Consider the following 14,404-nt stretch of genomic DNA (forward strand, 5'->3'; position numbering starts at 1 on the left):
GAAAACTTGACCTGCCATCGGTGTAGGGAAAGGATCGGCTCCAGCAGCTGGGGGACGTGAGATGGACCGACGGCAGTTTCTGGCGAGCGCAGCTTCCATGGGGCTTGTCGCCGTCTGGGCACCACGATCGGCCGCGAAGCCGTCGCAAATCGCATGGCGGGAGGATCGTGCGCTCTATCCGCAAGGCGTGGCGTCGGGAGACCCGGACGAACACAGCGTGGTCCTGTGGACCCGTCGCCCGTTCGACCAGGGCCCCGACCAAATGCTAACGGTCGAGGTGGCGCTGGATGCGGAGTTCCGCCGCGTTGTGGCCAAGGCGCGCGCGCCGGTGCTGGCGGCCTCCGACTGGACCTGCCGCGCGCTTGTCGGCGGCCTCTCGCCAGCGACAATCTACTGGTACCGCTTTACGGACGACAGGGGCGCGGGCAGCCGGATCGGCCGCACGATCACCGCGCCGCGCGCCAGCGATCCGCGCCCGGTCCGCTTTGCCTTTGTCTCGTGCAACAGTGTCAACGAAGGCGCCCAGAACGCCTATGCTCGCATGATCTGGGAGGACGAGCGCGCGCCCGCCGACCGCAAGCTCGGCTTCGTCCTCCATCTCGGCGACTTCATCTACGAAGTCGTCGAATATCCCGACGAAGTGCAGCATCGCTACGCCCGTACCGTCTATGATCTCGGCCGCATCCCCGATGGCCGCAAGGTCGGCAATTTCCACGTGCCGACCAATCTCGCCGGCTATCGCCACGTCTATCGCGCGCATATCGACGATCCCGACATCCAGGACGCCCGCGCGCATTTCCCGTTCGTCTGCATCGGCGACAATCACGAATTCTCGTGGCAGGGCTGGCAGAGTTTCATCAAGTACGGCTCCAAGGTCGAGCCGGCCCAGCAGTTGCGGGTCGCCGCCAACCAGGCGTGGTGGGAATATATCCCTTCGCGCGTCCGTAAGGCCTCGGGCGCCGGGCTCGATCAGTTCGCGCCGCCCGCGGTGACCAACGCGCCGATCGAAACCTTCGACGATCATGGCTTCGGCACCGAGGCCAACAACCGCGTCGCGGTCGGCAGCATGACTGCCTATCGCGCGCTGCGCTACGGCAAGCATGTCGATCTGATCCTAACCGACCTGCACAGCTACAAGGCGGCCGATCCGACCGATCGGCCCGAAGCCGCAGCGCTCGATTCGGGCGAGTATCCGGTCCTCCCCCAGGAGTGGATGGAGATCGTCGATGGCGGGAAGGACTATGCCGGGGGCAAGCCGCCCGCGATGATCGCGATCGGCGACAAGAGCATTCCCAATTTCCGCAAGGACGCGCTTCCCCATACCCTGCTCGGCCGCGAGCAGAAGGCGTGGCTCAAGGAGCGCCTCACCAGGTCGACCGCGACCTGGAAGATCTGGGGCGTGACCAATGGCCCGCTCGACATGCGCACCGATCCGCAGAACCTGCCCGCCGGGCTGGCGAAGGAGAAGTGGCCCGGCAAGGATTACGGCACGTTCGCCAACCCCGATTTCAGCAGCGCCTATGCCGAGCGCGCCGAGATCTACGACTTCATCCGCGACCAGAAGATCCCCGGCTTCGTCACCGTCTCGGGCGATCGCCACAGCTTCTGGGCCGGCTATGCCGCGCCTCGGCTGCCGCCCGCCGCGTTCGACCCGGTGGGCCTCAGCTTCATCACCGGCTCGATCTCCGCCCCCGGCCTCGGCGAAGCCTGCGAGTTCTTCAAGCCCTCCCCCTTGCGCGACCTCTACGTCCGCAAGCCCGAAGGCGCGCCGCCCGAGCACACGATCAACCTCACCATCAAGCGCGGCGTGCGCGCAGCGCTCGAATATGCGGCAAGCGGCGACATCGCCAGGGCGCGGGCGCTGACCAATCCCGGCGTCGCGCCGCATGTGGCGTTCGTCGACATGGCCGGGCACGGCTATGCGGTCGTCACCGCCGGCCCCGAAGCGATCGAGACCGAATTCGTGTGCATCGTCCGCCCGATCGCACGGGCGACCACGCCCGATGGCGGCCCGCTGCGCTACCGCGTTTCCCACCGCGCGATGCTGTGGCAACCGGGCACCGCGCCGAAGCTCGAGCAACAATTGCTCGAAGGGGATGCAAAGCTGTCGATTTGATGCCGTTCGGCCCGTAATGGAAAGGCGCCGCACCGATAGCCCGGTGCGGCGCCCATCCCCGAAACAGCGCGCCCGCTGCTATTAGAACTTCGCCGAGACGCCCACGGAATAGGTGGTGTCGTCGAAGCGGTGGTCACGCGGGAATTCCGGGCGGCCATAATAGCTGCGATAATTGTTCTTGGTGATGTTGGTCGCATCGACGCTGAGCGTGATGCCCTTCGCAACATCGAAACCAAGGCTCGCATCAAGACGGCCGCCGGGGCGAACCATGTTGAGCACGAGAGGGTTGGGCTGGAGCGAGGTGATCGGGCCCTGCGCCGGACGGATGGTCGTGCCGCCGTAGATCTCGTCATAGTAGCTCGAGCGGTGCGTGTAGACGACGCGGCCCGTCACCCCATATTTCTCGTACAGCGCACCGACCGTGAAATTATACTTCGACACGCCCTGGATCGACTGGCCGAGCATGCGGGCATCGACGTCTTCCTTGATCTCGCTGTCGGCGAGCGTGAAGTTCGCCATCATGCCAAGGCCGCTGAACGCGCCCGGCAGGAAGTCGAAGAACGCCTGGCCGGCGACCTCGACGCCCTTCAGCGTCACTTTGCCGACGTTACGCGGACGGGTGATATTGTAGTTGAAGCCGTTGATCGCCTCGACCTGGCTCTGGCTGATCACGCGGTCGGTGATGTTCTTGTAATAGCCCGCCACCGAGATGTAGCTGTCACGGCCGAAATAATATTCGAGCGTCGCGTCGAAGCTGTCCGACTTTTGCGGCTTGAGGTCGGGGTTGCCGCCGCTGCCTGCCGGCAGGATCAGGATGTTGGTGGAGATCAGGTAGCTCAGGCCCGGGTTGAGCGAGCCGAAGGACGGGCGCGCGATCGCCTTGGCATAGCTCAGGCGCGCCTGGAGGCCGCCGCCGAGGCGGAGGCGAGCGCTCGCATTGGGCATGAAGTCATTGTCGTCGGTCGAGGCAGTGTACGGCGTCACCACCGCGGCCGGGGTCGGATTGGCAGGCGTCGCCGCCGGCGTCACCAGTGCCGCGCCGCGAATGTCGCGGGTGGTATGGGTGTAGCGGGCGCCGACAAGACCGTCGATCGACACTGCCCCGCCCAGCGGAATGTCATAGGCCAGCTGGACATAGCCCGAGAGCGTCTTCTCTTCGGCGTTGAAGGCACGCTCCGGCTGGAAGGCCGGCCAGCCCTTTGCCAGGCCGTAATAAGTGCGGAGCTGATCCTGGATCGCAGGATCGCGCAGCATGTCCTGGTCCGGCGCGACGACGCCCAGGCCGTTGTTCACGGTCGGGATGCCCGAGCTGTGGATCATGAAGCCCGCCGGCAGGAACGAGACATTGGTGATCAGGGTGTTGCAGACGGTGCCGCAGGTACCGATCACGGCCTGCTGGTGATCCGCCTTGTGATCGGCGAAGCGCGCGCCGAACTGGATCTCCTTGAGGATCGAGCCGACCTGATAGGCGCCGTCGAACTTCGCGGCGAACTCGCTGCCCTTTTCGCGGATGCTGTCCTGGTTGAGCGGCGACAGCCCGAAATTGACGGGATTGCTGAGGCCCGGCGACGAGTAAACGGTGCCGCCATCGTCATTGAGGTTGGTGATCGTGCTCACCATGCCACCGCCGACCTTGAGCGTGTCGAGGATGAAGTTCTGGTTGCGGATCAGCGAGCGCTGGTACGAAACATCGCCCTTCAGCATGAGCGAACCCGCCTCATATTTGGCGCTTACCGCGCCGAGGAAGAGGTCGGTGCGGTCGTTATGCGCCTGGGTGCTGGTAAAGCCGCCATGGCTGCCGACCGTCATGCTCTGCGCGGTGCAGAGCGTCTCGCGGTGCACCGCGGGATTGGGGCCGGTCGCAGTGTACGGGTTGGCATAGAAGCCATCGGCGCCGACGTCATAGGGATTGCAGTCGCTGGTCGCCTGGACGTTGCTGAATGGGCCGCCGAACAGGTCGTCGATCAGGAAGATGCTCGCCCATTTCGAGGCATAGCTGGTGTAGAGGCCGGTCAGGTCGACCTGGAACTCGGGCGACATCTTCCACTGGATCGCGCCGTTGGTCTGGATACGGCGATAATTGCCTTCGTTGTTCAGGCCGCCGACGCAGGTCGGTGCCGCCAGCCCTGCCGATCCGCCCGCAACCGGGTTGGGTCCGTGGTTGCCGCTGCGATAGTCGCAATTGAACGCGATCGGCCGGTTGAAGTCCGTGCTCGCATAGGAGACGTCGAGCAGCGCGCCGATCTCGCCCGCGCCGGTGTCCCAGCGGTCCGAGACGAGCAGGCCGGCGATCGGGCTGACCTTGTTGGTGTTCTTCGAATAGATGCCGCGCGCATTGGCTGCGACGGTGAAGCCCTTGAAGTCGAACGGCTTGTGCAGGCGCAGGTCGATCGCGCCCACCACACCGCCTTCGATCAGGTTGGCCGAGCTCGTCTTGTATACATCGGCGCCGGCCAGCGCTTCGGCGGGCAGATCCTGGTAGGCGAAGCCGCGGCCGACGCCGGTGAAGATCTCACGCCCATCGAGCGTGGTCATGATGTCGCCGAGGCCGCGGATGATCGGGCCGACGATTTCGTTGTTGCCGCCCACGGTGACCTGCACGCCGGGGACGCGCTGGAGCGCGCCGGCAACGGTGCGGTCGGGGAACTTGCCGATATCGTCCGCGACGATCGAATCGACGACGTTGGCCGAGTCCTGCTTGATCTTCGCCGCAGCGCCGAGGCTGGCGCGCTGGCCCACGACCACGATTTCGCCCTCTGCGGGAGTCTCGTCGGACTGAGGCGGGCTGGTGTCCTGCGCGAATGCCGGCGCGGCACAAAGCACCAGCGCGAGCGCGGTGGCGGACTTCAGGGCAATAGTACGAGAGATCATGCGCTTTCCCCTCCATGGGCGAGCACGATTGAGTCGTGCCCTCATTAATATTATCATTCAGAAATAGCTGACCACGAAACGGGCCACAAGTCCCATTTCTTCGGCGGAATGAATACGGCCGCCCCCTGTGGCGCCGCCGCCACAGGCCTTATGGGCAGGCTGCCAGCACATATTACACTGCTTTATCCGATTTAGCATATTTATTGACGCCGACCCGAATGTGGCGCAATCAATCGGCTGCGTTCCCGGGCGGTGAACCTCCCCCCGAGATGCGCAGAACCAACAGCACCGGCACAAGCCGGAAGAGGGGAGAGAACCGATGAGGTCTTTGTTGCGCGGCGTGTTGCCGCGACTCCTGTGCATATTGGCGTTCGTGACCGCCGGCTGGGCAATGCCCGCCCTGGCACAACGCACCATGCTTGCGCAGGGCATGTATCCGCGAGCCGTGCAGCTCAGTCACAACGCCACCCCGGCGAATAACGGGCGGATCGTTGTCAGCTTCACCACCTTCACCGGCGGTTCCGGCATCCAGCCGATCTACGCCAGCGATGACAATGGCACGAGCTTCACCCAGATCGGCACGATCACCGATCCGCTCTTCTCGCGCGGCCTGTGCTGCGGCACGCTGTACGAACTGCCCCAGGCGGTAGGCGCACTTTCGGCCGGCACGCTGCTCTGGGCCGGTTCGGTGGGCGGCGACACGCCCGCCAACCCGATGCAGATCCGCATCTACAAGAGCACGGATCGCGGCGCGACCTGGAGCTATCTCTCCAACTGCGCGACCGGAACGGTGAATCGCTCCGCCGGTGGCCTGTGGGAGCCGGAATTCACCATCGCCGCCAATGGCGCGCTGGTCTGCTTCTATTCCGACGAGACCGTTACCGGTTTCTCCCAGATGCTCCAGCAGGTCACCTCGACCGACGGGCTCACCTGGACCGCACCGGTTCGCACCGTCGCCAGCGGCGTCGCCGCGGATCGCCCGGGCATGGCGGTCGTCCGCAAGCTGCCCAGCGGCCGCTATTTCATGACCTTCGAGCTGTGCGGCCCGGCGGGATGCACCGTTTTCTACAAGACCTCGCCCGACGGCATCAACTGGACTCCGGCCGGCAGCGTCGGCGCACGCGTCGAAAGCGAGGACGGCCACTGGTTCCTGCACACGCCGACCGTGGCCTGGGCCCCCGTCCCCGGCCTGGCCAATGGCCGCATCTTCCTGATCGGCCAGATCGAAAGCGGCGCGAGCGGTATCGGCTCGGGCAACGGCAATGTCGTCTTCTACAACGACACCGCCGATGGCAGCGGCAAGTGGAAGACCATGGCCGCCCCGGCGCCGATCGCCGGCCTGACCGGCACGAGCAACGTCTGCCAGAACTATTCTCCGCCGCTCCTGCCGCTCGCCGGCGGCACCACGTTGTTCGGCATGACGACTGACTATGACTCGTCGAATGTCTGCCGGGTCTATTTCGGCAAGGTCCCGACCTATGCCTCGTCCCCGACCCTGACGCTCGGTGCCGACGCCATCGGCGTCTCGCTCAACCAAAGCGCCAGCGGCAACGTCACCGTCACGCCCAGCGGCGGCTATCTCGGCACGCTGAAGCTCACCGTCTCGATCCCGAACTTCAACGGCACGGCGAGCTTCGACCACGACACGCTGACCTTCACCGGGGCGGCAGCGCAGACCGCGAAGCTCACGCTGCGCTCGGGCACCAGCACGGCTTCGGCCTCGGGCGGCTCGTCGGGCTTTGGCGGGCTTCCGGCGATGGCGTTCATCGGCTCGGTGCCGTTGTTGCTGCTCGCATCGGTGCTGCGCAAGGCAGTGGGCATGGCCGCGCTGGCGGCGATCCTGGCCCTGAGCGGATGCGGCGCAGCAAGCCGCGGCGACAGTGCCGGGTCGATCGTGACCCCACCTATTCCCACCAAATACACCGCGACCATCACGGCGACCGACACGACAAACGCCGCGATCAAGGCGACGGTCACGACGCAAGTCACGCTCTACAACTGAGCCGATAACCCGAACCTCCCTGCTCCCCGGGCGCGATCCTCGCCCGGGGTTCTTTTTTGCCTGTTCGACAGGCGCTCCTGGAGGAACGGGCAACCGCTCGCGCGCACCGCGCGGGCCATCGAACATCGGCGTCGAATTATGCGGGCCGGAACGCAAGCGCCGCTAGCGGGCGGGCCTGCGCAACAGGCCCCGGTCGCTCCGGCGCCGGCTATCCGCGAGCACATGATCGATTATGCGTCGCATATGGTCGCGGGCGCGATCGGGGTCTCCGGCACGGATCGCCTCCGACACCGATGCGTGATCCGCAAGACTCGGGGTCATGCCGCTGAAATGCGCAGAGGCCCCTAGCGTGGCGCGGAGCAGGCCCTGGAACTGCGCATAAAAGGGATTATGCGCCGCGGTCAGAATGGCGATGTGGAAGGCGACGCTGGCCTCCGTCATGTTGCCCCCGCCCCGCCTGGCAGCCACGATCTCCTTCAGTCCATGGTCGATGCGGGCATGATCATCGGCGGTTGCAGCGGATGCAGCGAGAGCCGCCGCTTCCGGCTCGATCGCAATGCGCAGTTCCTTGAATCGCACGACCAGGCCGCGCGAAAGCCCGCGCTCCACGAGCCAGCGAAGGATATCGGTGTCGAGTAGGTTCCAGGCCTCCTCGGGCTCCGGCACGATACCGCGCCGGGCGCGCACGCTGACCAGCCCCTTGGCGGCCAGCATCTTGACCGCCTCGCGAATGACGCTGTGGCTGACACCATATCGATGCGAGAGCTCGAGCTCTGTCGGAAACGCGGTCTCGTCATAGCGGCCGGCCACAATCGCCAGGCCGAGCCTTTCGAACACTGCGAAGGTCAAATTCCGGCCAAGCGCAGGAAGCAGTTCAGGCGCGGATTCAGAGGAGATCATGGCCCGACCTCCTTCGATCCGCGCGGCACAGGATTGGCAAAAGCACCGCGCTCGGGGCGCCTTGCATCTCGCGATGCAGGACGCCCCTCACGAGGCGATCAGAGCCTGAAGCGGACTCCAAGGCGGTACACCGTCTCGAGGAACCGCACCTGGTACGGATAGACGTCACCCTGCGTGTCGAAGGCGCGGCTGTTGGTGGCCGCCGAGCCCAGGACATTGGCGACGCTGAAGTTCACGCTGATATTCTCGACCGGATTGAGCGTGGCCGAGAGATCGAGCGTGCCGCGGCCCTTCTCGACCACCGGCAGCGTCGGCCCCAGGATGTTGGTCGTGGGATCGATGACCTGATTATAGGTCTGGAAGCTCGACCGATAGTTGTACGCCGCACGCAGCGAGATCGAGCGGTTCTCGTAGAATATCGAGCCGTTGATCAGATGTGAGGAAACACCCGAGATCGGCTGCAGCCCCGGCAGGGTCGCGGCAAGCGTCTGCGGAAGCTCCGACTTGTGATCGAGATAGGTGTAGTTCGCCAGGACGCCGAAATCATGCATCCAGTTCGGCAGCCAGGGCGCGCGCAGGAAAGTGCGGAAACCCGCCTCGAACCCGCCGATACGGCCCTTGCCGCCATTTTCCGGCCGCGTGATCTTCAGGCGATTATAGACCGGGTCGATGATCGTCGTGGTGGTCGTGTTGATGAACCCGGTCAGGTCCCGATAGAAGGCGCCGACCGTGATAGAGCCGTCCTTCGTGAAGTAATATTCGAGCGACGCGTCATAGTTGGTCGACTTGGTCGGCTTCAGGTCCGGGTTGCCGCCGGAGGCCACGCGCAGGCAGTCGGGATCGCTCGGATTGGTGGCGCAGATGTCGGAAGGCAGGCCCACCGTAATCGACGGGCTCAGGCTGGCGAATGCCGGGCGCGTGCGCGTCTGGGTGAAGGCGAGCCGCATCTGGATCTCGCGTGTCAGCTTCGCCCGCAGGCTGACGTTCGGCAAATAGTCGGTATAGCTGTTCTTGCGCGACACCGGCACGTCGACGCTGGTGCCGGTGACCGTCCCGGGGACGGTCGTGAAGCCGTTGATCTCATCGTCGGTGCGGACCGCGCGAATGCCGATCAGGCCATCCACCGGCACGCCGAGATCGAGCGCATAGCGCGCCTGGAGATAGGCCGAATAGCCCTTCTCATTGCCCTGGAAGGTCGGCGCCAGGAACGCCGGCCGCCCCTTGGCCACGCCGACCAGCGTGCGCAGATAATCGGCATTCGACCGGATGGTCTCGGGGGTCGGCGAGACCCAGGACAGGATCGAGTCCACATCGTCGCCCTTGCGGCCGGCGAAGTTGCTGGTGAAGTCGAGCGGCAGCACCGAGAAGAACTGACCTGCCGGCGCCGTTCCGTTGCGCGAATAGGTCTGCAGCTTCGCATCATGGGTGGTGAAGCGGATGCCCCCCTGGATCTTGGTCAGCCCCAGGCGCTCGACCGGATATTCGAAGTCGAGCCGCGCCTGGATGTCCTTTCCGTTCGCGCGCCGGCCGGATTCGTTGAACGCCGTCATCCGGTAGTTGGCGCGGTCATACAGGTCGTAGTTCGATAGGGTGACGGTGCCGCCGCCGACACCGTCGGGAGAGTCGAAATTATAGTTGCGGGTCGGCTGGACCCTGGTCAGCGTGAAGACCAGCGCCTGGTTGAACTGGCTGTAGGTCGAATCCGTGTACGCCGCATCGCCGGTGACGCGCAGCTTGCCCGGCCTCCAGACGAAGCCGGCGCCGGCCTGATAGGTGTCGGTCTTGCCGATGATCGCGTTCTGCGTGCCCGTCGGGAAGGTCCCCAGCGTCGCCGTGAAGCTGCGCACCATGTTGGTGCCCGGGAAATAGGTGATGTTGGAGAGCGTCGCACCCGCGCCGTTGTTGACGGTGAGGTTGCGCCCCGCGTCATCGCTGCGGAAGCCCTGGTACAGGCCATCGGCATAGATTTCGAGGTTGCTGCTCGGCCGCCACTGGAAGGCGGTATGCGCGGACGGGCGATAGCGGTCGCCGGGCGAATAAGTGATGTTGATGTTGTTCGGGTAACGGATCGCCCCGGTCGTGCCGGCAACGCCCGTACGGGTCAGGATCGACTGGCTCACCACCCGGGCGGAATCGAGGAAGTTCACATCGGCATAGGAACCCTCGATCAGGAAGCCCATCTCGCCAATGCCGGTGTGCCAGCGCGTGCTGAGCAACAGGTTCGCATCAAGGCCGATCTTCTGCGACTGGCTCCAGTGCACGCCTGATACGCCGCCCGCAATCCGGCTGCCCTTGAAGTCGAGCGGCATGCGCGAACGGACATCGATCAGGCCAGCGATCCCCGGCTCGACCAGATTGGCGCTCGCCGACTTGTAGACATCGATCCGCGCGATGCTTGCGGACGGGAAATCCTGGAGCGCCACGGAGCGCCCCTCGGCCGTGAAAATCTCGCGGCCGTTATACGTGGTGGTCAGATCGGGCAGGCCGCGTACACGAACACCCGATGCCTCGCCGCCCCCGCGATCGACCTGCACGCCGGTGATGCGCGCGAGCGATTCGGCGCCGGTGACGTCGGGCAGCTTGCCGATGTCCTCGGCGACGACCGAGTCGACGATCTGATCGGAATCCTGCTTGATCGCCTGCGACGTCGCCATGCTGCGACGGATCGCGGTGACCACGATTTCCCCTTCCCCAGCTGGCGCGGGCACCGTCTGTGCGCCGTCCTGGCCAGCCTGGACCTCCGTGGGAGCCGCCTGCGCCATCGCGGCAGCCGGCATGGCCAGCCCGAGCGCCGACACCCCGACAAACAGATACTTTCCGCGTGTAATCACGATTTCCTCCCCCATGCGTTTTGCAGGTTATCAATCGCAATTATCATATTGTATACATAAATCAACAGTTACGGATTATCTGTGCACAATCGCAGCATCGCGAAACGCGCGAGAGTCCAGGCACCACCGATGGGGTCGGGGAAATGAAAGGGTTGCAGGCGCCCGCCCAGGTTCGGGCGAGGCGCAGCCAGTGAGGCGCCAGGCCGTCGCTGCTAGGTGACCGCGCTCACAACCAGGAAGAACAGCGAAGGGCAGAACAGGCAGCCGATTCCGGTATGGAAGGTCGCCGTCAGCGCGCCATAGGGAACCAGGCGCTCGTCGGTGGCCGCCAACCCGCCGGCAACCCCGCTCACCGTCCCCATCAACCCGCCAAACGCCATGGCGCTGCGCGGGTTGTCGAGACCGATGAAGCGGGCGACCATCGGTGTCGCGACCATCACGAGGACCGCCTTCAACACCCCGATCGCGATCGAGAGCGCGATCACCGGCGAGGATGCGCCAAGCGCGGCGCCGGTGACCGGACCCACGATATAGGTGACCGCCCCTGCCCCCAGCGTCGTCAGCGAGACGGCGTCGCGATAGCCGAAGCTCCACGCGATGGTGACGCCCATGACGAACGGCACGATGGTGCCCAGCGCCAGCGCCACTACGCCGAGCAACCCCGCCTTGCGCGCCTCGACGACATCGACCTCGAACGCAGTGGCGACGATGGCGAAATCGCGCAGCATCGCTCCGCCCATCAACCCAAGTCCGGCAAAGGCCGGAATGTCGGCCAGCCCCTTCTTGCCGCCGGTCAGCAGGCCACCCCACCAGGCGAGCGCCAGCGCCGCAACAATGGCTATCGCGCTCGCATGGATCCGCCCCCGGGTCAGCCGGCGCGAAACCAGCGCGCTCAGCCACATCAGGGCTCCCACCAGCGCGAAGGAGAGAACCAGCGCCTGCTCTTCCGCGATCTTCTCGACGACGGCGATCATCGCGTACCGCCCGAAGCGCGGCCCAGCAGGCCGACCAGCGCGAAACAGGTCGCGACCACGGCGACGCCAGTGAGCAGCACCATCGGGCCACCTTCAACCGCCGCCAGCACATTCTGCTGCGATGCCATCGCCACGACGATCGGGATGTACATCAATGCCCAGAATTCGACGCCGAGGCGCATGCCGGGCGCCAGCTTGCCGCGCCGTTGCAGCCAGATTTTCGCGAGGATGAGCAGCAGCATCGCGATGCCGACGCCCCCGACATTCGCCTTGACGTGCAGCAGCCGGCCGAGCGCCTCACCCAGCGCCACGCCCAGCAGCGTGCACAGCGCCAGGAGCGCCGTTCCATAGATCGCCATACATCCCCCCTAGATTTTATCAGTTTTCCGGCGTCGGCTCGCGCTTCGCTGTGAAGCGGTCCAGCGCGGCGGAAGCGTTGAACATGTGCGCGCGCATGCAGCGCGCCGCCTCCTCGCCGTCCCCGCGCATGATCGCCTCCAGCACCTTCTCATGCTCGCCGCGCGATCGGACCGGACGGCCGCTCTCGCGCAACTGCGTCCGGCGAAACGCCGCCATGCGGTCGCGCAGCGCGATCGCCTGCTCCGCCAGGAAGCTGTTGTGCGTGCCCTCGTAGATCGTCCGGTGAAACTCCCAGTTCAGCCGGTCATAGGCATCGATATCGTTGCTCGCGACCATCGCCTCGGACTGGTCGTGCAGCAGCGCCAGCCGGCTGCGCTCGAGCGGCGTCATCCGCCATGCCGCGAGCCGAACGCACATCGCCTCGATCTCGGCGGTCATCTCGAACATTTCCACGATGCGCTCGGCGGTGAAGCCGGCGACGATCGCGCCACGCCGCGGGCGGATTTCGACCAGGCTGGCAGCGGCGAGCTGGCGCAGCGCCTCGCGCACCGGAGTCCGCGAGGCGCCGAACCTGTCACCGATCTGCTGCTCGTCCAGCGCCTGGCCCGCAACCAGCGTGCCGGCCGTGATTTCGTCGGCGAGCGCGATGCGGATACGCTCCGACAAAAGCGGGTTCGGGTTCGCGTCATCGCTCGACATCGTGAAATCCTGCATACGGAAAATGACTAGAGAAACGATCTTGCATACACTAGGGGATGTGACAACTGCACTTCTTCGCCGAACCCTGACCGCCGGGGGTGCCAAAGCTCTGGGGAAATTATGACTTCTGCCGTCTTCTCGATCTTTCAGGACCGCGCAAATCGGTCGCCCGAAGCGCCGTTCCTCCAGCTCGAGGACGGAACCGTCATCACCTACCGTGCCGCATTCGATCGCACGGCTCGCATCGCCAACCTGTTCCTCGCCCACAATGTGAAGCCGGGCGACCGGATCGCCATCCAGGCCGAGAAGAGCGCCGAAGCGCTGCTCACCTATCTCGCGTCGCTTCGCATCGGCGCGGTCTATCTGCCGCTGAACACGGCATATACGCCGTCCGAGATCCGCTACTTCCTCGGCGACGCCCGCCCCGCCCTCTTCCTCCACCGGCCGGAGGACGAGACCGTCATGGCTTCGCTCTGTGCCGAGCTGCGCGTGCCGGAACGCCTTACCCTCGATGCGGACGGCCGCGGTACGCTCGCCGAAGGCGCGGATGCGCAATCGGCTGCGTCCAGGATCCATGTCGGGCAGCCCGACGACCTCGCCGCCATCCTCTACACCTCGGGCACCACCGGCCGGTCCAAGGGCGCGATGCTCACCCATGGCAACCTCGCCTCCAACGCCGCGACGCTGGCGGACTATTGGCGCTTCACTGCGTCCGATGTGCTGCTCCACGCGCTTCCGATCTTCCATACGCACGGCCTGTTCGTCGCCACCAACACGACGATCGCTGCGGGCAGCTCGATCATGCTGCTGCCTCGCTTCGATGCCCGCAAGATCCTGGCGGCGCTTCCGGCGGCCACCGTGATGATGGGCGTCCCGACCTTCTACACGCGCCTGTTGTCCGAGCCGGAGTTCACGCGAGAGCGGGCGGCGCACGTCCGGCTGTTCGTTTCGGGCTCGGCGCCGCTTTCCGCAGAGACGCACCGGGAATTCTCGGCGCGCACCGGCCATGCCATCCTCGAGCGCTACGGCATGACCGAGACGAACATGAACACCTCCAACCCGTATGACGGAGACCGTGTGCCTGGCAGCGTCGGGTTCCCGCTCCCCGGGGTCGAGCTCAAGATCACCCATCCGGAGACGGGCGCCCAGCTGGCGCAAGGCGATGTCGGCATGATCGAGGTGCGCGGCCCGAACGTGTTCATGGGCTATTGGGAGCAACCGGAGAAGACCCGGGAGGACCTCCGGGCCGACGGCTTCTTCATCACCGGCGATCTCGGCGTGATCGATGCGCGCGGCTATGTGTCGATCGTGGGCCGCGCGCGCGACCTGATCATATGCGGCGGCTATAATGTCTACCCGGCGGAGGTCGAGGCGCTACTCGACGCCATTCCGGGCGTTGCCGAGAGCGCAGTCATCGGCCTTCCGCATCCGGATATGGGCGAAGGTGTTGTGGCCGTGGTGCAGGCGCGGGACCCCGCGCTGAGCGAGGACGCGATCCTGGAGGCGCTGGCCGGGCAGCTGGCCCGGTTCAAGCAGCCGCGGCGCGTCGTCTTCCTGCCCGAACTGCCGCGCAACACCATGGGGAAGATCCAGAAGAAGGAGTTGCGCGCGCAGTTCGAGCAAATCTTTGACGGCGTAAAGGCGTGACACC

General features: G+C 65.5%; 9 protein-coding genes. 3 read left to right on the plus strand and 6 right to left on the minus strand.

From position 1 onward, the window contains the following. Nucleotides 1–97 precede the first annotated feature (97 nt). Nucleotides 98–2,116, plus strand: coding sequence for an alkaline phosphatase (locus HZY97_RS08065; protein ID WP_257214956.1), 2,019 nt, complete (start codon nt 98–100; stop codon nt 2,114–2,116). An 81-nt stretch (nt 2,117–2,197) separates the two neighbouring features. On the opposite strand, the gene HZY97_RS08070 is transcribed toward HZY97_RS08065, so the two are convergent. After that, nucleotides 2,198–4,987 (minus strand): TonB-dependent receptor, encoded by a 2,790-nt coding sequence (locus tag HZY97_RS08070; RefSeq protein ID WP_180142369.1) that lies wholly within the window; start codon nt 4,985–4,987, stop codon nt 2,198–2,200. A 430-nt stretch (nt 4,988–5,417) separates the two neighbouring features. Between HZY97_RS08070 and HZY97_RS08075 the strand changes: the two genes are divergently transcribed. Continuing rightward, nucleotides 5,418–6,989, plus strand: a complete 1,572-nt coding sequence (locus tag HZY97_RS08075; RefSeq protein WP_180142372.1) for a sialidase family protein — start codon at nt 5,418–5,420, stop codon at nt 6,987–6,989. Between the two features lie 162 nt (nt 6,990–7,151). On the opposite strand, the gene HZY97_RS08080 is transcribed toward HZY97_RS08075, so the two are convergent. From HZY97_RS08080 to HZY97_RS08100, 5 genes are all read right to left on the minus strand, one after another. Then, nucleotides 7,152–7,889 (minus strand): FadR/GntR family transcriptional regulator, encoded by a 738-nt coding sequence (locus HZY97_RS08080; protein WP_180142375.1) that lies wholly within the window; start codon nt 7,887–7,889, stop codon nt 7,152–7,154. 98 nt (nt 7,890–7,987) lie between these two features. Then, the gene (locus HZY97_RS08085; protein WP_180142377.1) at nt 7,988–10,720 is read right to left on the minus strand and encodes a TonB-dependent receptor; all 2,733 of its coding nucleotides are present in this window, start codon (nt 10,718–10,720) and stop codon (nt 7,988–7,990) included. Nucleotides 10,721–10,932: 212 nt separating this feature from the next. After that, nucleotides 10,933–11,694 (minus strand): malonate transporter subunit MadM, encoded by a 762-nt coding sequence (madM, locus tag HZY97_RS08090; RefSeq protein ID WP_180142380.1) that lies wholly within the window; start codon nt 11,692–11,694, stop codon nt 10,933–10,935. Continuing rightward, the gene (madL, locus tag HZY97_RS08095; RefSeq protein ID WP_180142383.1) at nt 11,691–12,053 is read right to left on the minus strand and encodes a malonate transporter subunit MadL; all 363 of its coding nucleotides are present in this window, start codon (nt 12,051–12,053) and stop codon (nt 11,691–11,693) included. Before madL ends, madM begins: the two co-directional genes overlap by 4 nt. Before the next feature lie 19 nt (nt 12,054–12,072). Further along, on the minus strand, nt 12,073–12,753 hold the full coding sequence (locus HZY97_RS08100; protein ID WP_218942966.1) for a GntR family transcriptional regulator: 681 nt from the start codon (nt 12,751–12,753) through the stop codon (nt 12,073–12,075). Nucleotides 12,754–12,873: 120 nt separating this feature from the next. Between HZY97_RS08100 and HZY97_RS08105 the strand changes: the two genes are divergently transcribed. After that, entirely contained in the window at nt 12,874–14,400 is a 1,527-nt protein-coding gene (locus HZY97_RS08105; protein WP_180142388.1) for a malonyl-CoA synthase, read from the plus strand. The last annotated feature ends 4 nt before the right edge of the window (nt 14,401–14,404 follow it).

It is taken from the genome of Sphingomonas sp. R-74633 (assembly GCF_013416555.1).
Taxonomy (GTDB): domain Bacteria; phylum Pseudomonadota; class Alphaproteobacteria; order Sphingomonadales; family Sphingomonadaceae; genus Sphingomonas.